The organism is Pseudonocardia aurantiaca, from assembly GCF_039526725.1.
Lineage (GTDB): Bacteria > Actinomycetota > Actinomycetes > Mycobacteriales > Pseudonocardiaceae > Pseudonocardia > Pseudonocardia aurantiaca.
The window spans coordinates 193,481-211,484 of record NZ_BAAAJG010000029.1; the positions used below are offsets into that span (position 1 = coordinate 193,481).

General features: G+C 73.3%; 21 protein-coding genes. 11 read left to right on the forward strand and 10 right to left on the reverse strand.

The window, feature by feature from the left end; genetic code table 11:
- Nucleotides 1–4: 4 nt before the first annotated feature.
- Nucleotides 5–1,669 (reverse strand): nitrite/sulfite reductase, encoded by a 1,665-nt coding sequence (locus ABD143_RS36675; protein WP_343987954.1) that lies wholly within the window; start codon nucleotides 1,667–1,669, stop codon nucleotides 5–7.
- Between the two features lie 88 nt (nucleotides 1,670–1,757).
- Nucleotides 1,758–1,874: a putative leader peptide gene (locus tag ABD143_RS36680; RefSeq protein ID WP_343987957.1), complete on the reverse strand. Its 117-nt coding sequence runs from the start codon at nucleotides 1,872–1,874 to the stop codon at nucleotides 1,758–1,760.
- 96 nt (nucleotides 1,875–1,970) lie between these two features.
- On the opposite strand from ABD143_RS36680, the gene hemW reads away from it, so the two are divergent.
- The 3 genes from hemW (at nucleotide 1,971) to ABD143_RS36695 (ending at nucleotide 4,294) form a co-directional block, all read left to right on the forward strand.
- Nucleotides 1,971–3,143, forward strand: coding sequence for a radical SAM family heme chaperone HemW (hemW, locus tag ABD143_RS36685; protein WP_343987960.1), 1,173 nt, complete (start codon nucleotides 1,971–1,973; stop codon nucleotides 3,141–3,143).
- 16 nt (nucleotides 3,144–3,159) lie between these two features.
- Nucleotides 3,160–3,960 (forward strand): esterase/lipase family protein, encoded by an 801-nt coding sequence (locus ABD143_RS36690; RefSeq protein WP_343987963.1) that lies wholly within the window; start codon nucleotides 3,160–3,162, stop codon nucleotides 3,958–3,960.
- A 139-nt stretch (nucleotides 3,961–4,099) separates the two neighbouring features.
- Nucleotides 4,100–4,294 carry a hypothetical protein gene (locus ABD143_RS36695; RefSeq protein ID WP_343987966.1) on the forward strand — a complete coding sequence of 65 codons (195 nt, stop codon included), beginning with the start codon at nucleotides 4,100–4,102 and terminating at the stop codon, nucleotides 4,292–4,294.
- 7 nt (nucleotides 4,295–4,301) lie between these two features.
- Here the strand turns inward: ABD143_RS36695 and ABD143_RS36700 are convergent, their stop codons facing one another.
- The 5 genes from ABD143_RS36700 to ABD143_RS36720 form a co-directional block, all read right to left on the reverse strand.
- The gene (locus tag ABD143_RS36700; RefSeq protein WP_343987968.1) at nucleotides 4,302–5,084 is read right to left on the reverse strand and encodes a methyltransferase domain-containing protein; all 783 of its coding nucleotides are present in this window, start codon (nucleotides 5,082–5,084) and stop codon (nucleotides 4,302–4,304) included.
- A gap of 16 nt (nucleotides 5,085–5,100) precedes the next feature.
- Nucleotides 5,101–5,931 (reverse strand): ABC transporter permease subunit, encoded by an 831-nt coding sequence (locus ABD143_RS36705; protein ID WP_343987971.1) that lies wholly within the window; start codon nucleotides 5,929–5,931, stop codon nucleotides 5,101–5,103.
- Nucleotides 5,928–6,848, reverse strand: coding sequence for an ABC transporter ATP-binding protein (locus tag ABD143_RS36710; protein WP_343987974.1), 921 nt, complete (start codon nucleotides 6,846–6,848; stop codon nucleotides 5,928–5,930). Before ABD143_RS36710 ends, ABD143_RS36705 begins: the two co-directional genes overlap by 4 nt.
- The gene (locus tag ABD143_RS36715; RefSeq protein ID WP_343987976.1) at nucleotides 6,848–7,957 is read right to left on the reverse strand and encodes a sigma-E factor regulatory protein RseB domain-containing protein; all 1,110 of its coding nucleotides are present in this window, start codon (nucleotides 7,955–7,957) and stop codon (nucleotides 6,848–6,850) included. Before ABD143_RS36715 ends, ABD143_RS36710 begins: the two co-directional genes overlap by 1 nt.
- A gap of 231 nt (nucleotides 7,958–8,188) precedes the next feature.
- Complete coding sequence (locus ABD143_RS36720) at nucleotides 8,189–8,749, reverse strand: ASCH domain-containing protein (RefSeq protein ID WP_343987979.1); 561 nt, start codon at nucleotides 8,747–8,749, stop codon at nucleotides 8,189–8,191.
- Nucleotides 8,750–8,834: 85 nt separating this feature from the next.
- Here ABD143_RS36720 and hrcA point away from each other — a divergent pair, with 85 nt between their 5' ends.
- The 7 genes from hrcA (at nucleotide 8,835) to ABD143_RS36755 (ending at nucleotide 15,269) form a co-directional block, all read left to right on the forward strand.
- A complete protein-coding gene (gene hrcA / locus ABD143_RS36725) occupies nucleotides 8,835–9,854 on the forward strand; it encodes a heat-inducible transcriptional repressor HrcA (RefSeq protein WP_343987982.1) in 1,020 nt (339 codons plus the stop codon).
- A gap of 110 nt (nucleotides 9,855–9,964) precedes the next feature.
- On the forward strand, nucleotides 9,965–11,128 hold the full coding sequence (gene dnaJ / locus ABD143_RS36730; RefSeq protein ID WP_343988568.1) for a molecular chaperone DnaJ: 1,164 nt from the start codon (nucleotides 9,965–9,967) through the stop codon (nucleotides 11,126–11,128).
- A 132-nt stretch (nucleotides 11,129–11,260) separates the two neighbouring features.
- Complete coding sequence (locus ABD143_RS36735) at nucleotides 11,261–11,575, forward strand: alpha/beta fold hydrolase (RefSeq protein WP_343987984.1); 315 nt, start codon at nucleotides 11,261–11,263, stop codon at nucleotides 11,573–11,575.
- A gap of 130 nt (nucleotides 11,576–11,705) precedes the next feature.
- Entirely contained in the window at nucleotides 11,706–12,959 is a 1,254-nt protein-coding gene (gene fmdA / locus ABD143_RS36740) for a formamidase (RefSeq protein ID WP_343987987.1), read from the forward strand.
- A 39-nt stretch (nucleotides 12,960–12,998) separates the two neighbouring features.
- A complete protein-coding gene (locus ABD143_RS36745) occupies nucleotides 12,999–13,304 on the forward strand; it encodes an alpha/beta fold hydrolase (protein ID WP_343987990.1) in 306 nt (101 codons plus the stop codon).
- Between the two features lie 75 nt (nucleotides 13,305–13,379).
- A complete protein-coding gene (locus ABD143_RS36750; RefSeq protein WP_343987993.1) occupies nucleotides 13,380–14,141 on the forward strand; it encodes a 16S rRNA (uracil(1498)-N(3))-methyltransferase in 762 nt (253 codons plus the stop codon).
- Nucleotides 14,142–14,423: 282 nt separating this feature from the next.
- Entirely contained in the window at nucleotides 14,424–15,269 is an 846-nt protein-coding gene (locus tag ABD143_RS36755) for an alpha/beta hydrolase family protein (RefSeq protein WP_343987996.1), read from the forward strand.
- On the opposite strand, the gene ABD143_RS36760 is transcribed toward ABD143_RS36755, so the two are convergent.
- From ABD143_RS36760 to ABD143_RS36770, 3 genes are read right to left on the reverse strand one after another with little or no spacing between them, the layout of a single operon-like run.
- Nucleotides 15,237–16,079 (reverse strand): MerR family transcriptional regulator, encoded by an 843-nt coding sequence (locus tag ABD143_RS36760; protein WP_343987999.1) that lies wholly within the window; start codon nucleotides 16,077–16,079, stop codon nucleotides 15,237–15,239. The genes ABD143_RS36755 and ABD143_RS36760 overlap by 33 nt on opposite strands.
- 37 nt (nucleotides 16,080–16,116) lie before the next feature.
- The gene (locus tag ABD143_RS36765; protein ID WP_343988002.1) at nucleotides 16,117–16,782 is read right to left on the reverse strand and encodes a TetR/AcrR family transcriptional regulator; all 666 of its coding nucleotides are present in this window, start codon (nucleotides 16,780–16,782) and stop codon (nucleotides 16,117–16,119) included.
- Nucleotides 16,783–16,828: 46 nt separating this feature from the next.
- Nucleotides 16,829–17,062, reverse strand: coding sequence for a hypothetical protein (locus ABD143_RS36770; protein WP_343988005.1), 234 nt, complete (start codon nucleotides 17,060–17,062; stop codon nucleotides 16,829–16,831).
- Between the two features lie 126 nt (nucleotides 17,063–17,188).
- Here ABD143_RS36770 and ABD143_RS36775 point away from each other — a divergent pair, with 126 nt between their 5' ends.
- Nucleotides 17,189–17,962: a cyclase family protein gene (locus ABD143_RS36775; RefSeq protein WP_343988007.1), complete on the forward strand. Its 774-nt coding sequence runs from the start codon at nucleotides 17,189–17,191 to the stop codon at nucleotides 17,960–17,962.
- The last annotated feature ends 42 nt before the right edge of the window (nucleotides 17,963–18,004 follow it).

Here is an 18,004-nt window from a genome sequence, read left to right on the forward strand (position 1 = left end):
CGACTCACTTGAGGTCGTCCTCTTCGGCGCGCACAACCCATTGCGCGAACCGCTCGCCGTCCTCGCGCTGGGCGAGGAAGCGCCGCACGACCCGGTCGACGTAGTCGCCCAGCTCCGCGCTGGTGACCTTGAGCCCGCGCAGCTTGCGCCCGAACCCGGCGTCCAGGCCGAGCCCGCCGCCCAGGTGCACCTGGAAGCCCTCGACCTGCTTGCCACTCGCGTCGACGACGATCTGGCCCTTGAGCCCGATGTCGGCGACCTGGGTGCGGGCGCAGGCGTTGGGACAGCCGTTGAGGTGGATCGAGATGGGGACGTCCGGGCTCACGTCGGCGAGGCGCTTCTCCAGCTCCTCGACCAGCCGGATCGCCCGTTCCTTCGTCTCGACGATCGCGAGCTTGCAGAACTCGATGCCCGTGCACGCCATCGTGGAGCGCCGCCACGGCGACGGGTCGGCCTGCAGGCCCAGCGCGTTGAGGTCGGCCTGCAGCCCCGCCAGCGCGCGATCGGGCACGTCGAGCACCACGATCTTCTGCTGCGGGGTGAGCCGCACGCGCCGCGATCCGGCCTTCTCGGCGGCATCCGCCAGCGCCACGAGTGCGGCGCCGGAGACGCGGCCCGCCGCGGGCGCGACCCCGACGTAGTTGAGCCCGTCCTTCTGCTTGTGGACGCCGATGTGGTCGATCGGACGCTCGGGGGTGGCCGGGGCCGGGCCGTCGACCAGCTTGCGGCCGAGGTACTCGTCCTCCAGCACCTGCCGGAACTTCTCCACACCCCAGTCGGCCACGAGGAACTTGATGCGGGCGCGGTGGCGCAGGCGGCGGTAGCCGTAGTCGCGGAACACCGAGATGACACCGGCCCACACGTCGGGCACCTCGTCGAGCGGCACCCAGGTACCGAGCCGCTGCGCGATCTTCGGGTTGGTGGACAGACCGCCGCCGACCCACAGGTCGAAGCCCGGGCCGTGCTCCGGGTGCACCACCCCGACGAACGAGATGTCGTTGACCTCGTGGGCCACGTCCTGCTGCCACGAGATCGCACTCTTGAACTTGCGCGGGAGGTTGGAGAACTGCGGGTCGCCGATCCAGCGCTCGAGGATGGTGTCGATCGCCGGGCGCGGGTCGATCTCCTCGTCCGCCGCGATGCCCGCCACCGGCGAGCCGAGGATCACGCGGGGCGTGTCGCCGCAGGCCTCGGTGGTGAGCAGGCCGACGCCCTCCAGCTTCTTCCAGATCGCCGGCATGTCCTCGATCTCGATCCAGTGGTACTGGATGTTCTGCCGGTCCGTGACGTCCGCCGTGCCGCGGGCGTGGTCCTGCGAGATCTCCCCGAGCAGCCGCAGCTGCTCCGAGGTGAGCGCCCCGCCGTCGATGCGCACGCGGAGCATGAAGTAGCGGTCGTCGAGCTCCTCGGGCTCCAGCACCGCGGTGCGGCCGCCGTCGATCCCGGGGCGGCGCTGCGTGTAGAGGCCCCACCAGCGCATACGGCCGCGCAGGTCGGCGGGGTCGATCGAATCGAACCCCTTCTTCGCGTAGATGTTCTCGATGCGCGCCCGGACGTTGAGGCCGTCGTCGTCCTTCTTGGTGCGCTCGTTGGGGTTGAGCGGCTCGCGGTGGCCGAGCTTCCACTGGCCTTCGCCGCGCTTGCGCTTGACAGGAGTGGTGGGGGGCAAGACGGTGCCTCCGGATCACGGCACGGCCGCGCCGCAGCTGACCTGCGGCAGGGCTCGGCGCTGAGTGGTGGGTCGGGGGGCGCGAGAGCTAGGGCCGCAGACAGAGTGCGCTGCTCACCCGGCGCAGATCCACGTGGCGACGGGCCACGAGCCGCAGGGTGAGCGCGGCCGACCCAGGAGCGGGCTCGGTCAACGGCGCGGTCACGGACTTCAGCGTGCCACTTGTCCGGTCCACGATCCATTGGCGTCCGCATGCTGGGAGCGGGCTCACACGCCGGGCGGGCTGGCAGACTGGGATGTCGTGTCCAGCCAGCCGCTTCCCGCCCCCCCGTTCGGGGTCTACGTCCACGTGCCGTTCTGCGCGGCGCGCTGCGGCTACTGCGACTTCAACACCTATACGGCCTCCGAGCTGGCCGGCTCGGGAGCATCCCCGGACGGCTGGCTGGAGGCCGTGCGTCGCGAGCTGGAGCGTGCCGCCGCGACGGTGGGCGAGCGGGCCGTGGACACGGTGTTCGTGGGCGGCGGCACGCCCTCGCTGCTCGGTGCGGCGCGGCTCGGCGAGGTGCTCGACGCGGTGCGTGGCACCTTCGGCCTCGCACGGGGCGCCGAGGTCACCACCGAGTCCAACCCCGAGTCGACCTCGCCGGAGTTCTTCGCGGGGCTCGCGGAGGCCGGGTTCACCCGCGTGTCGCTCGGCATGCAGTCGGCCGCACCCCACGTGCTGAAGGTGCTGGAACGGCGGCATACCCCAGGGCGTGCGGTGGCCGCTGCCCGGGAGGCGCGGGCCGCGGGGCTCGGGCACGTCAACCTCGACCTGATCTACGCCACCCCCGGCGAGACCGACGACGACCTGCGCGCCTCCCTCGACGCCGTGCTGGAAGCGGGTGTGGACCACGTGTCGGCGTACGCGCTGATCGTGGAGGACGGCACGGCGCTCGCGCGCCGGGTCAACCGCGGCGAGCTGCCTGCCCCCGACGATGATGTGGCCGCCGCCCGCTACGAGCTGATCGACGACCGGCTGGGCGCGGCGGGCATGAGCTGGTACGAGGTGTCGAACTGGGCTGCGGCACCGGCGGCGGAGTGCCGGCACAACCTCGGCTACTGGCGGGGCGGCGACTGGTGGGGCCTCGGACCGGGCGCGCACTCGCACCTGGGCGGGGCGCGCTGGTGGAACGTCAAACACCCGGCCCGGTACGCGGCGCTGCTCGCGGCGGGCGACTCCCCCGAAGCGGGGCGCGAGGAGCTGACCGACGGCGAGCGGCACACCGAGAGCGTGATGCTGCGGCTGCGCCTTTCGACGGGGCTGCCGCTGCGCCTGCTCGACGCCCACGGGGCCGCGGCGGCGGTCCGCGCGGCGGAGGACGGGCTGCTCGACCCGGCGGCCCTCGCGGCGGACCGCGCGGTGCTCACGCGCCGCGGCCGCCTCCTGGCCGACCGGGTCGTCCACGCGCTGCTGGTGGGAGTCCCGGCATGACCCCGCCTGCGCCTCGATGAGCCCCCGCCGTCGGCTGCTGGTCGTGGTGCTCGCCGCGCTCGTCGCGGTGGCGGCCGTGGTCGTCGGCGTGCAGGTGGTCGCGTCCCGCGGTCCTGCGGTCGACCCCGGTTCCCGGCCTGCGCAGGACGCGCTCGGGCCGGTGCTGCTGGTCCCTGGCTACGGCGGCTCGCGCAGCAGCCTGGAGGACTTGGCCGCGCGGATCGCCGTGACCGGCCGGGAGGCCCGCGTGCTCACCCTGGCAGGGGACGGGACGGGGGACCTGTCGGCGCAGGTGCACGTGCTCGACGCCGCCGTGGCCGACGCGCTCGCCGCGGGCGCGCCCTCGGTCGACGTGGTCGGCTACTCGGCGGGCGGGGTGGTCGCCGGGCTCTGGGTCGCGCGCAACGACGGTGCGGCGAAGGCGCGGCGCGTGATCACCCTCGGTGCGCCGCTCGCCGGCACGAGGCTCGCGGCGGCCGCCGCCACCAGCACCCCGGACGTGTGCCCGCTCGCGTGCACGCAACTCGCCCCCGGCAGCGCGGAGCTGGCCGAGCTGGCCCGCGCCCGCGTGGGGTTGGCCCTCCCGTGGCTCTCTGTCTGGACGGCGGATGACCAGACGGTCACGCCGCCGGACTCGGCGCGGCTCGCGGGCGCGGTCAACGTCCCGGTGCAGTCGATCTGCCCAGGGGCGCGCGTGAGCCACTCCGAGCTGCCGACCGACCCGGCCGTGGCGGGGCTGGTGCTGGGCGCGGTCTCGACCGGGCCGCTCGGCGCCGGCGGCGAGTGCGGCGCCCTGCGGGCCGTCGGCGCGGGCTGAGGTGTCGGGCTGACGCCCGGGTGGGGCATGCCGCACCGAGCCGGAGGTCCACCGCATGACCATGCAAGTGCCCCGCTGGGAAGACCGCCTTCCAGCCCGACTGCGTATGAGATACGCTATTAAGCGTATTGCATACGCAGTGAGGGTGCACGGCGGGGTGCGTCCGCCGCTCACCGGTGGCCCGTTCGACCCGGTTGCCCTCAGCCATGCGGCAGGCGTGTCGGCGTGGCTGAGCTGGGTGGTGAACCTGCTGGTCGTCGAGTACTGGCTGCACCGCACCCGCAACCGCAGGCGGGTGCAGACCACCGCGGCGCCTGCCCTGGCCGGATCGTGAAGCGGGGTCAGACAGCCGTCGCCAGGAAGACGTACCGGTTGAGGCTGAAGAGGTAGTCGCCCTCGTCGGCGCGGGCGCGCAGGTCGGCGAGCCAGGCCTGGGCGTCCTCGGCGGTGAGACCTTGCCTGCCGGTGACGAACTCCGCCACCAGCTCCATCATGCTGGCGCTGAACGTCTGCGCGTGCAGCTGCGGGTTGAACAGCACCACAACCCGCTGGCCGGTCACCTCGAAGCCCGCCCGGCGCAGGAGCCCGGCGAGGGTCCGCGGCAGGCGGGGGTGGACGAGGTGCTCCTCCCAGGCGGCGATCACCTGCTGGTGCAGCTCGCGGTCGCGCGTGTGCCACACCAGCGAGTCCCAGTCGGTGTCGAGCACCAGCGCGCGCCCGCCCGGCCGCAACACCCGCCGCAGCTCCGCGAGCGCCCTGGGCATGTCGGCCACGTACTCGTACACCTGCGTCGACACGGCGGCGTCGAACGTGCCGTCCGGGTAGGGCAGCGCGACGGCGTCACCCTCGTCGATGTGCACCCAGGGCCGGCCCGCGGTGCGGGTTCTGGCCAGGGTGTTCATCGGTGCGCTCGGGTCCAGCCCGTGCACGGCGCCGGAGGGTCCGACGGCGTCGGCGACGGAGGCCACGAGGTAGCCCGGTCCCGACCCGATGTCGAGTACCCGCTCGCCCTGCTGCGGCCCGAGCAGCTCCATCACCTGCGCCCGCTGCGCGACGACATCCGGCGTGGCGTAGGCCCGCTCGACGCGGCGCGCCGCGGCGTCGCCGAACTCGAGCGGCGCCATCCGGCGAGCGTAGTCCTCAGCTGGTGATGTCCTTCGTCGCGAAGTTGGCCCATGCCGCGCCGAACGCGACGAGCACGTACGACAGCTGCACGGCCGCTCCCTCACGCACCGCGGTCCAGAGGATGGGGGCGCGGTAGAGGTCGATCCAGGCCAGCCAGTGCGTGGTCGGCAGGTACGTCCGGATGGCGGCCGCGGCGTCGAGCGGCATCAATGCCGCGCTCGTGACGACCACGGCCAGCACGCCGAGCGCGGCGGCGAGCGGGGAGTCGGTCAGCGTCGAGAAGAACACGCCGACGGCGCCGATCGCGAGCATGCACAGCGCGAGGTAACCCACCACCGCGGCGGTGCGGGCGCCCAGCTCGGCCGGGGTGATCACGGCTCCCGAGAGGGAGGTGATCCCGCCTGCGCCGCCGAGTGTGGCGTCGGCGCCGAAGCCGAATGCGGCGACGCCGACGACGTAGCCGGTGACCGTCACGAGCGCCACCGAGAGCAGCACGAACGCCGCCACCGCCACGAGCTTCGCCACGAGCAGCCGCAGCCGCCCGACCGGGCGGACCAGCAGGTAGCGAAGTGTCCCGGTGGCGGCCTCGCCCGCGACGGCGTCACCGGCGACGACCGCCACCGTGATGGGCAGGAACACCGGGAGCACCAGCGCCAGCGCCGCGGCCGGGAACAGCTGCCCGTTGCTGACGACGGCCGACAGGAACGCCCCGCCCTGGCCCGGTGGCGGCGCGAGCCGGGTGGTGGCCAGCAGCACCGCGACGAGCGTGGGCAGCGCGCAGAGCAGCGCCCAGCACAGCCACACCCGGCGCCGGCGCAGCATCAGCCGCAGCTCCACCCCGATCACGTAGTGCCTCCGTCCACCCGGTCCGAGCCGGTGCCGGTCAGCCCGAGCACCACCTGTTCGAGGGTCCGCCGCTGCAGGGCCAGCTCCGAGACCGCGACGCCCGCCGCGACCAAGCGGGCGTTGAGCGCCGCCGCATCGTCGCCGCGCACGACGAGCGCGTCCCCGCTGCGTCCCACGACCTGTCCGTCCAGCAGCGGGACGACGGCGGCCGGGTCCGGCGTGCGCACGAGCACATGGCCGGTCGGGGCGCGCAGGACGTCGAGGTCTTCGGTGAGGACGAGCTGGCCTCCGTCCATCACGCCGACGCGGGTGCACAGCGCCTCGACCTCGGTCAGGAGGTGGCTGGACAGCACGACGGTCGTCCCGGCCTCGTTCAGGGCGATGAGCAGGTCCCGGACCTCGCCGATGCCGCGCGGGTCGAGGCCGTTGGTCGGCTCGTCGAGAAGCAGCAGCTCAGGGGCGCGCAGGAGGGCTGCGGCGATGCCGAGCCGCTGGCGCATCCCGAGCGAGTAGGCGCGCACGGGTCGCCGGTCGATACCGCCGAGCCCGACGCGCTCCAGCGCGTCCTGCACCCGGCGGCGCCGGTCGCGGCGTCGCCCGCCCGGCCCTGCGGCGTCCAGCAGCCGCAGGTTGGCGGGCCCGGATAGGTGCGGCCACGCGGACGGCCCCTCGACGAGCGCGCCGACCCGGGGGAGCACCTCGGCCCCGTGCCGGGGCATCGCGCGTCCGAGCAGTTCGACCGACCCCGACGTGGGGTGCACCAGCCCGAGCAGCATCCGCACGAGCGTCGTCTTGCCCGAGCCGTTGGGCCCGAGCAGCCCGAAGCGGGCGCCCGCTGGGACACGCAGGTCGACGTGGTCGACGGCGGTGACGCGGCCGAACCGCTTGGTGAGCCCGCTGGTGCCGATGACGTCCATCAGGTCCGCCTCCGTTGGGGGAGCTCACGCAGCGCCTGGTCCAGCACCTCGGGCCCGACCGTGCCCATGAGCAGCACCCCGCTGCGCCTCCTGGCCCGCACGGCTACCGTCACCAATGGCGTCGCGAGCCGGACCGCTCGCGCGCCGCCCGGCACCTCCACCGACGTGCCGCCCGCCGCAGCCGCCCCGTCGACGGCGCGGCCGGCGATCTCCTGGCTGAGGGGCACGAGCGCGAACCCGGCGAGACCCGACCCGTAGAGCCCGACTCCGGGCAGCTGGGCGTCGGGGGTGCCGGCGAGCGGCACGCGGTCGCGGCCCGCGAGCCGGTCGGGCGGCGGCGGGGCGTCGAGAGTGCGGAGGGCGCCGCTGAGGTCCGCTGCGCTCGCGGTGACGGCTCCGGCTCCGGGCGGGACCGGCGGCACGAGCGCCGCGGGGTCGGGCGGGCCGTCGGTCACGTCCACGAACTCGGTGACGAGCAGCGGTGGCCCGGCTCGCGGGGAGACCTCGACGCGCAGCACCAGCCCGGTCGTCGGGTCCGCCCAGACGTCGACACCGCCCACGGTGGTGGCCGGGTCTGCCGGCACGAGCCGCAGCCCGGCGGCCGTGCGGCCCGCGACGCGGCGCGCCGGGAGCGGGCTGACCGGGTCGGCGGGGGCGAGGCGGAATAGCCGCTGCGCGAGCTGGGGCGGGAGCAGGTCGGCGGCGCGGGGCAGCCGGAGCGGCGTGGTGCCGACCACACGGGTGAGCTCGTCGCTCCCGAAGTCCCAGACGTACTCGGCGCCGCCCAGGTGATAGGTGTCGCGCTCGCCCGCGGGCGTCAGCTCGTCGGCGCGCCAGCTGTCGGCGCCCGAGACGAACGCGCGGATGCGGGTGGTGCCGGTGAGGAGCGCGGTGACCGACTCAAGCTGCGGGATCTCGGGCAGCCCCAGCCGCCCGCTGCTCTCGGCGTACCCGACGTGGGGTGGTGGGCCGGCGAGGATCCGCGCGCGCAGGGCGTCGGGCTCGGCCGTGACGGCCCCGGCGGGGAGTGCGACGACTCCGGCGCCGACGAGTCCGGCGGCGCCGGCGGCGACGAGGAGCCAGCGCCGGCTGAAACGCTGCGCGGTCACGCCGCCACACGATGCCACCAGCGATGTGAGGGGCGTGTGGCCTGCGGCTAGGAGCGCCCTGAACAACTCGGCCCTACTGCGCGCCGCCCAGGCGGGCACCTCGCGGCGTTGGACGATCGGGCCGATACAACAGCGGTATCGGCCCGATCGTCCGCCTTGCGATGCACCCACCTGGACGCCGCTCGCTACGGGCGGAGTTGTTCAGGACCCTTCTCGGCCGGATCCCATGGGTCAGCGGCGGTACGCGCGGCCGCGGGGGGAGAGGCGGTAACCGACTTCCAGGCTCTCGGTCAGGCCGAGCTCCTTGAGCTTGCGGACGTCACGCTTGAACGGGAGCGTCTCCCGGCCCATTCGCGCGGCGAGGTCGGGGGCCCGGACCGCGGGGTTGTCCGCGATCAGCTCCAGCACGGCCGCGGTCCACGGCCCGTGCTTCGACGCCCGGTCCAGCCGCGCAAGGCGGGCATCCAGGTCCGCCCGGTCGGCCGCCGAGAGCCTGCGCTTCGCCCGCAGCGCCACCCGCGGATCGGGCCCGGCCAGCCGCACGCCGACGCGGTACAGGGTGCCGTCCCCGACCTGGGCCTTCAGCAGCGCGTCGCGGTCGGCGAACCCGGCCGCTACGGCGTCGCTGCTGGTCAGGCCCGTGTCGTCGACCGGCTCGACCGAGGTGAACTCCAGCACTCCGACGGCCGTGCGCTGCGTCCCTCCCGCGCGCACCCGCGGGCGGTCCCAGCGCCGGAACACGACGGTGACGCGGCCCGTCGCGATGGCATCGAGGACCGGACGTCGGATCATCACGTGCCACATTCTGTGCGCACTCCTGCCGGCGCGAGAACACCTAGAATGGGCCGAACACCACAGATCGGAGGGGGAGCAACACGTGAACGCCGACGAGCGACGGTTCGCGGTGCTCCGCGCGATCGTGGCCGACTACGTGGCCACTCACGAGCCGGTGGGCTCGAAGATGATCGTCGACAGGCACAACCTGGGCGTCTCCAGCGCCACGGTGCGCAACGACATGGCGGTGCTGGAGGAGGACGGGCTCATCGCCCAGCCCCACACCAGCGCGGGCCGCGTGCCCACCGACAAGGGCTACCGCCTGTTCGTCGACCAGCTGGCGCAGGTCAAGCCGCTCACGGTGGCCGAGCGTCGGGCGGTGCAGGCGTTCCTCGACGGCGCCATCGACCTCGACGACGTCCTGCGGCGCAGCGTGCGGCTGCTTGCGCAGCTCACGCGCCAGGTCGCCGTCGTCCAGTACCCCACGCTCACGCGTTCCACCGTGCGCCACTGCGAGGTCGTGCAGCTCACCCCGGCCCGGCTCATGCTGGTGCTCATCACCGACAGCGGCCGGGTCGACCAGCGGGTCGTCGACCTCGGCGACGTCATCTCCGACGACGAAGTGGTCAAGCTGCGCAACCTCGTCAACGGCGCGCTGGTCGGCAGCCCGCTCGCGGTGGCGTCGGCAGCCGTGGCCGAGCTGCCCAGCACGGGCCCTTCCGAGCTGCGCGCGCAGCTCATCAGCGTGTGCACCGTGCTCATCGAGACCCTCGTCGAGCACCCCGAGGAGCGGCTCCTGCTGGGCGGCACGGCCAACCTCACGCGCAACGCGGCCGACTTCCCGAACTCCCTGCGCCAGGTGCTGGAGGCGCTCGAGGAGCAGGTCGTGGTGCTGAAGCTGCTGGCGTCGGCGCAGATCCCGGGCACGGTCACGGTGCGGATCGGCGAGGAGAACGAAGCCGAGGAGATGCGCGACACCTCCGTGGTGTCCATCGGTTACGGACCGGGCACTGTCCTGGGCGGGATGGGTGTCGTCGGGCCCACCCGGATGGACTACCCGGGCTCGATTGCGGCGGTGCATGCCGTCGCCCGGTACGTGGGTGAGATCCTGGCCGGGCGATGACGGCCGCGCACACCAGCACGGACATCAGCACGGACACGACGTGAGCAGGCACTACCGACGCAACTGACGCGAAGCAGGAACGAGCGAGAAGGACCATGGGGAACGCCAGGGTGGCACGGGACTACTACGGGATCCTGGGCGTCGATCGCGACGCCGGACCTGACGAGATCAAGCGGGCCTACCGCAGGCTCGCGCGTGAGCTGCATCCCGACGTCAACCCGGACGCAGCGGCGCAGGAGCGCTTCGCCGAGGTGAGCGCAGCGTACGAGGTGCTCTCCGACCCGGAGAAGCGCCGCATCGTCGACCTCGGCGGCGACCCGCTGGGCAACGGCGCGGGTGGCGGTGCAGGCGGCGGTGGCGGCGACCCGTTCAGCGCCTTCGGCTTCGGCGACATCATGGACGCGTTCTTCGGCGGGCAGGGCGGGGTGCGCGGGCGGGGTCCGCGCAGCCGCGTGCAGCCGGGCGCCGACGCGCTCATCCGGATGCGGCTCACGCTGGAGGATTGCGCCAGCGGCGTCACGCGCGACCTCGCAGTCGACACCGCAGTGCTCTGCTCGGAGTGCACCGGCTCGGGCTGCGCCCCTGGCAGCGCCCCCACGATGTGCGACATCTGCAACGGCCGCGGTGAGGTGCAGAGCGTGCAGCGCTCGTTCCTCGGCCAGGTCGTCACCTCGCGGCCGTGCCCCAACTGCCGTGGGTTCGGCGAGGTCATCCCGGAGCCGTGCCGGCAGTGCGGCGGCGACGGGCGCGTACGTTCGCGGCGCAACGTCGGCGTGCGGATCCCGGCAGGCGTGGCCGACGGCATGCGCGTGCGGCTCGCCGGGCAGGGTGAGGTCGGTCCCGGTGGTGGCCCAGCAGGCGACCTCTACGTGGAGGTCGAGGAGGAGCCGCACGAGCTGTTCACCCGCGACGGCGCCGACCTGCACTGCACCGTGCAGTTGCCCATGACGGCGGCCGCGCTCGGCACCACACTCCCGCTGCCGACCCTGGACGGCGTCGAGGAGCTGCACGTCGAGCCGGGCACGCAGGCAGGCAGTGTGCGCACGCTGCGCGGCAAGGGGATGCCGCGGCTGCGCTCCACCGGCCGGGTCGACGGCCAGGGCGACCTCATGGTGCACGTGGACGTGGTCGTGCCGACCAAGCTCGACCCCCGGCAGACGGAGCTGCTGCGCCAGCTCGCCGCGCTGCGCGGCGAGGAGCAGCCCGACCTCGTCGGCGGCAACCGCAACGGCCACGGCCTGTTCTCCCGGCTGCGCGACTCGTTCGGGCGCTGACTGCGCCCGGCCGCCGGCCCCGTCGCGCGCTCGTGGCGGGGCGGCCGGGGATGTGCAAGGTGGCGATGAGTCCGGCGTTGATTGGGTGGCCACCCCCGCCGCCGCCGCCGTCGGTCGGGCACTGTCGCACGCGTGAGAGCGGACGCGGACGGCCTCGTCGACGTCGGCGGCGTGCCGACCTGGTACGCGGAGCACGGCAGCGGGGAGCCGCTGGTCTACCTGCACGGCGAGTTCAGCGACTCCCGCGACCTCGGGCCGGACGCCGAGCTGGCAGTCGTGCCGGGCACCTCACACGTGCTCGTCATAGAGAAGCCGCACCGGGTGCAGGAGCTGGCACTGGAGTTCCTCACCGCCGACCCGGTGCCCACAATCATGCCGATCCGCCGGGCGAGTACAACCGATGAGTCCACCGTGGGCGATCCGGGTGACGGCTCTCCCGGCGCGTAGCACGCGGGTCTAGCCTCCCAGGCTTACAACCTGTGGGTGATGGCGCTCACCTGAACTGCGGCGCTGACCGTTTACGACCCCTAGTCGATCGCGCTCTCGTGTCGCGTACTCGGAAGCAGGGAGAGGTCGAATGCCCGAAGTCGTGTTCCCGCTCGACAACACCAAGAAGTTCACCGAGCAGCGGATTGTCGGCCACAACCGGTGGCACCCGGACATCCCGGCGCAGGTGCAGGTCAAGCCGGGGGACGCGTTCCGGGTGGAGTGCCGGGAATGGTTCGACGGCGCGATCCACAACGACGACTCGGCCGAGGACGTGCTGAACGCTCCGTTGCCGAGCGTGCACGTGCTCAGCGGCCCCCTCGAGGTCCAAGGGGCACAGCCCGGGGATCTGCTGATGGTCGACATCCTCGACGTCGGCCCGGTCCCACAGGAGGACTCCGGTCCATTGGCGGGCCAGGGCTGGGGCTATACCGGCATCTTCGCCAAGGAGAACGGGGGCGGGTTCCTCACCGACCAGTTCCCCGATGCCTACAAGGTGATCTGGGACTTCCGCGGCGGTGTGGCGACCTCCCGCCACATACCCGGGGTGTCCTTCACCGGCATCGTCCACCCCGGCCTGATGGGCACCGCGCCGTCCGCAGACCTGCTCGCGAAGTGGAACGCGCGCGAGCAGGAACTCATCGACACCGACCCGGACCGCGTGCCGCCGCTGGCGCTGCCGCCGCTGCCCGACTCGGCCGTCCTCGGCAGCCTGTCCGGCGACGAGTTCGACCGGGTCGCCCGAGAGGCCGCCCGCACCGCTCCGCCCCGGGAGAACGGCGGTAACCAGGACATCAAGAACTTCACGAAAGGGACCAGGGTCTTCTACCCGGTCTTCGTCGACGGCGCCAAGCTGTCGATGGGGGACCTGCATTTCTCCCAGGGCGACGGCGAGATCACGTTCTGTGGGGCGATTGAAATGGGCGGGTTCATGGATCTCGGCGTCGACCTGATCAAGGGCGGCATGGAGACCTATGGCGTCTCGGAGAACGCGATCTTCATGCCGGGCAACACGCCTCCCCAGTACAGCGAATGGCTGGCGTTCTCCGGCACGTCGGTAACCCTGGACGGCAAGCAGCACTACCTGGACGCGCAGCTGTCCTACCAGCGCGCCTGCCTGCATGCCATCGACTACCTGACCAAGTTCGGCTACACCCCGGAGCAGGCCTACATGATCCTGGGCGCGGCGCCGATCGAAGGCCGGCTGTCGGGGGTGGTGGACATTCCGAACTCGTGCTCCACGGTCTACATCCCGACCGCGATCTTCGACTTCGACGTCCGCCCCGGCAAGGGCGGTCCGCACCAGATCGACCCCGGTCCGGGCGTGCCCAAGGCCAGTTTCTGACGACCGATGAGTCCGGCGCGGCTCTGACGTCCTATCGGCATGAGCACAGAGCTGAGGGAGAGCGGGTACGTCGATCCCCTCGGCGTGCGGAGCTGGTACACGGCGTACGGCGCCGGTGACCCTGCGCTCACCGGGCCCACGCTCGCCGCCGGGCAGCTCGCGGCGGTCTCCGCGCGCACGCTCGTGGTGTCCGGGGACGACGACGGGGTGCACCTGGAGCACACCGTCGAGATGTACCGCTCGATCCCCGGCGCCGAGTTGGCGGTCGTGCCCGGCACCTCGCACCTGCTCGCCATGGAGAAGCCGGCGCTGCTGACCGAGCTGGTGCTGGGCTTCCTCACCTGAGACCCGGTGCCGACGATCGCGCCGATCCGCCGGGCCCACTGACCCCTGGCCCGCAGCGGGGGAGAGGATCGACCCGTGAGCACCCCGCCGCTGTTCGTGGTCGACGCGCTGCCCGCGGGCGACCGCGCGGTGCTGGACGGGCCGGAGGGGCGGCACGCCGCCACCGTGAAGCGGCTGCGGCCCGGTGAGACCGTGCAGCTCGCCGACGGACGCGGCGGGCTCATGTGGGCGGTCGTGGCCGCGGCCGGCCGGGACACGGTCGAGCTGACCGTGACCGGGCGGACCCAGCTCGACCCGCCCACGCCTCGCGTGCTGGTCGCCCAGGCGCTGGTGAAGGGCGACCGCGGCGAGCTGGCCGTCGAGCTCGCCACCGAGGCCGGGGTGGACGGGATCCTGCCGTGGCGCGCAGCGCGCTGCGTGGCCCGCTGGGAGGAGGGGCCGCGCGGCGACAAGGCGCTGGCCCGCTGGCGCAGCACTGCGCGGGAAGCCGCGAAGCAGGCGCGCCGGGCGTGGCACCCGGTCGTCGAGGAGCCCGTGACGACGGCGGCGCTCGCCCGGCGGGTGACCGATGTCGACATGGCCCTCGTCCTGCACGAGTCCGCCACCGACCGGCTCACCGACCTCGGGGCCGAGCTGTCGGAGCTGTCCGGGCTGTCCGGGGCCGCCGAGGTGCTGCTCGTCGTCGGACCTGAGGGCGGGATCACCGACGAGGAGGTCGCCGCTCTCACGGCGGCGGGCGCGCGGCCCGTCCGGCTCGGGCCGGAGGTGCTGCGCGCGTCCACGGCGGCGACGGTAGGACTGGGCGCCCTCGGCGTGCTCACCGGCCGCTGGGGCTAGCAGGCTCCTATAGGACCTAGGCCACGCGGCCCACGCGCGAACGGCACCCGGCCAGCGCGGTGGCGGAGCGTAATCCAGTCGGATGCCCGATGTCGCCCGCTCGGCCGGACTCACCGCCGACACGCTCGTCATACGGGTGAGAGGCTCCTCCCTGAGCCCTTAGGCGCGTTATCGTTCCCCGTGTTCCGGTCGCGGCACGTGATCGGACCCGTGCCGCGGGTGCTTTGCACCCACGGGGCCGCCGGGGAGTCCCCCTCAGCCGGCGGAGCCACGTCGCGGTGGGTGTCCCCCCACGTCCGCCGCGACGTGGCAACCGGCATGCTCATCGGGGTGACTCCCGGCGCCACCCCCATGCGGATCCCGTACGGCACCCATCCCAGCCAGTTCGGTGAGCTGACGCTCCCCGCCGGGCCCGTCCGCGGTGTCGCCGTGGTGGTGCACGGCGGATTCTGGCGGCAGCGGCGCGACCTGGAGCTGGGCCGCCCGCTCGCCGCGGACCTGGCCGAGCGTGGCTGGGCGGCGTGGAACGTCGAGTACCGGCGCGTCGGCGGGGACGGCGGCTGGCCCACGACGTTCGAGGACGTTGCCGCAGCCGTGGACCTGCTCGCCGGGCCCGTGCAGGAGGTGGCGGGCGGGCGGCTCCCCCTGGACCGGGTGGTTGCCGTCGGGCACTCGGCGGGAGGGCAGCTCGCGGCCTGGCTCGCCGCGCGGCCCGGACTCCTGGCCGGGACGCCCGGCGCCGGCCCGGTGGTGCGGTTGTGCGGGGCCGTCAGCCAGGCCGGGGTGCTCGACCTCGTCGACGCCGCGCGCCACGGGGTGGGCGACGGCGCCGTGACGGACCTGCTGGGCGGATTCCCCGAGGACGTCCCCGACCGGTACTCGCTGGCGTCGCCGGTGGCCCGATTGCCGATCGGGGTCCCGGTGGTCTGCGTGCACGGCACGGCCGACGAGAACGTGCCGCCGCGGCAGAGCGACCGGTTCGTCGCGGCCTCCCGGGGCGAAGCCGAGCTCGTGTCGCTGCCGGACGTGGACCACTTCAAGGTCATCGACCCGGCCGACGAGGCGTGGTGGGTCTGCCGCGACGCTGCGGAACGCCTACTCGCCCGTGCGCAGGAGCGGGGGGAGTAGCGGCGCGGCTCCGGAGAGCGGCACCTGCAGTTCGGTCACCTCGTCGGCCAGCGACAGCTCCCGGGCGTGCTGGGAGGTGAGCGGGTGGCCGTGGGCGTCGAGCCAGCGCGCGAGCGCCTGCACGGTGGGCAGGACCCGGTCCATCGGGCCGCTGTGCACGATCGTCGCGGCTTGCTCCACCGATGGGAGGTCGACGATCCCGGCGCCCTCGACGGGACCGGCACCGGCGGCGACCGGCAGCCCCGCGAGGACGACGACCCCCAAGCCGTCCGGCCCGTCCTCGTAGCGGGTGACACCGCAGCCGGTCGGGACCACGCCTGCGGCCTGCAGGCGGGCACGCAGGTCCGCGTACAGGGAGCCGACGAGCGGGCCCATCTCCCGCGGGTCGAAGCTCCGGGCCGTGCCTCTCACCTCGGCCACCCGCAGCGGGGGCAGGCTCTTGACGACCACATGGTCGGTGGGCATGAGGTGCTCGCTCTCGATCGTGCGGAGCCTCGCCTCGACCTCGGCCAGCCGCGCTGCCGTGTCGGCCATGACCGACTCCAGCTCCGCCCGCCGCAACCGCAGCATCCCGCGCAGCTCGTCGGCGCTCACGTCGTCGTGGAGGATCGAGCGGACCAGCTGGAGGCTGAAGCCCAGCTCCTTCAGCGCGACGATGCGGTTGAGCTGCGTGAGCTGCTCGGCCCGGTAGTAGCGATAACCGCTGGCCGGATCGACGTGCGCGGGGCGCAGCAGCCCGATGGCGTCGTAGTGCCGCAGCATGCGGACCGAGACGCGGCCGTGATCGGCGAAGGCTCCGATGGTGAACATGACGGGGGCGAGTACACGGCCTCACACAGGGAGAGGGTCAAGCACCTGCGTGCTTGCCGCGGCCGCAGGCCGCCTCGAACTCGTCCAGCGTCAGTGCCGGCTGAAGAAGTGAGGTCGATCCGGCGCGGTCGGCGCGGAGGCCGTCGAGCAGGATCTGCAGGTAGCGGCGCCACACCTCCGGCCGGGTGGCCGGGCTGAAGTCGGCCACCGTCGTCAGCATGACCTGCAGCGCGCCGAGGTCGGTGAGCCCGACGTCCGCGCGGAGCACCCCGGCGGCCTTCGCCCGGTCCATCGTCTGCTCCACGAGGGGCAGGAACCGTTCGCGGCGCTCGCGGAACACCTCCTTGTCGCCGACCCCGCTGAAGATCACGTCCTTGAGCCCGCGGTCCTCGATCTGCATCCTCGTGACCGACTCGAGGATTTCGACCAGGCCCTCCCAAGGGTCAGGATGGGTGGCAGCGGCCTCCACGAACGCGAACATCTGGTCGAGCCGGTCCTCGAACAGCGCCTCGATGAGCAGCGACTTCTCGGGGAAGCGCCGGTAGACCGTTCCGGTGCCGACGCCTGCGTGGCGGGCGATCTCGTCGAGCCCGGCGTCGAGCCCACGCCGCGCGAACACCTCCCTCGCGGCTGTGAGTATGCGGCGCCGGTTGCGTTCGGCGTCGGCGCGCAGTGGGCGGGATCGCTCGGCGGGGGCTGTCAACCTTGACTCCGATGTACGTACTGGCTACTGCGTTCGGACCAGTGGATCACGCCGGGCGGCGTAGCCGCGGGCGCCTTCCCATCTTCCTCCAGGGAGCGGGCTTGCGCTTGGGGAGGAGAACAAAAGTCACGACGAACGCGATCCCGACGAACCCGACGGCCCACCAGAACTTCGCTCCGAACGCCGCGGCGAGCCGCGGCTGGATCCGCGCGAGCAGCAGCCCGGTCTGGAGCGCGGACTCGCCGCGTACGAGCTGCAGGTACAGCGGGAGCAGGAGCATGCCGCCGAAGACCCGCGAGGGTCATCAGCACCATGGTGATGATCGAGGCCGAGAACACCCGGTGCGCGGACGCGTCCCGATGCGCCAGGATCGGCTGACTGGAACCGTCCCCCGTCAGGAGCTCCGATGCCGGTGCTGCAGGACCTGCTCGACGCGATGCGCGCCCGCACCGTCGAGGTCGTCGACCTCACCGCGCCGCTGCACAGCGGAACCCCGATCCTCGCGCTGCCCCCGCCCTTCGCCAACGCGTCGCCGTTCGGGCTCACCGAGATCAGCCGCTACGACGATCGCGGTCCGGCCTGGTACTGGAACGACATCCGGACCTCCGAGCACACCGGCACCCATTTCGACGCGCCCGTGCACTGGGTGACGGCGAAGGACGGCGAGGACATCGCCGAGGTGCCGCCGGAGCGGCTGGTCGCTCCGGCCGTGGTGCTCGACTTCTCGGCGCAGGCCGCCGCCGACCCGGACTTCTTGCTGGAGGTGGAGCACGTGCGGGCCTGGGAGGCCGAGCACGGGCCGCTTCCCGAGGGCGGCTGGCTGCTCTACCGCACCGGCTGGGACGCGCGCAGCGAGGACGCGGGCGCCTTCCTCAACGCGAACGCGACCGGCCCGCACACCCCCGGCATCTCGGTGGACTGCGCGCGGTGGCTGGCCGAGGAGGCGCCGGTGATCGGTCTCGGCGTCGAGACCGTCGGCACGGACGCGGGCGCGGCGCACTCCTTCGACCCGCCGTTCCCGTGCCATTCCTACCTCCTGGGCGCTGGCAAGTACGGGCTGACGCAGTTGCAGAACCTGGCGCAGCTCCCGCCCACCGGGGTGGTGGTGATCGCGGGGCCGCTGCCGATCGTGGGCGGCTCGGGGAGCCCGGCCCGCGTGCTGGCGCTGGTGGAGCGATGAGGGCCCGCGCCGACGTCAGCGGGGTGGCCCCGCTGACGTGCC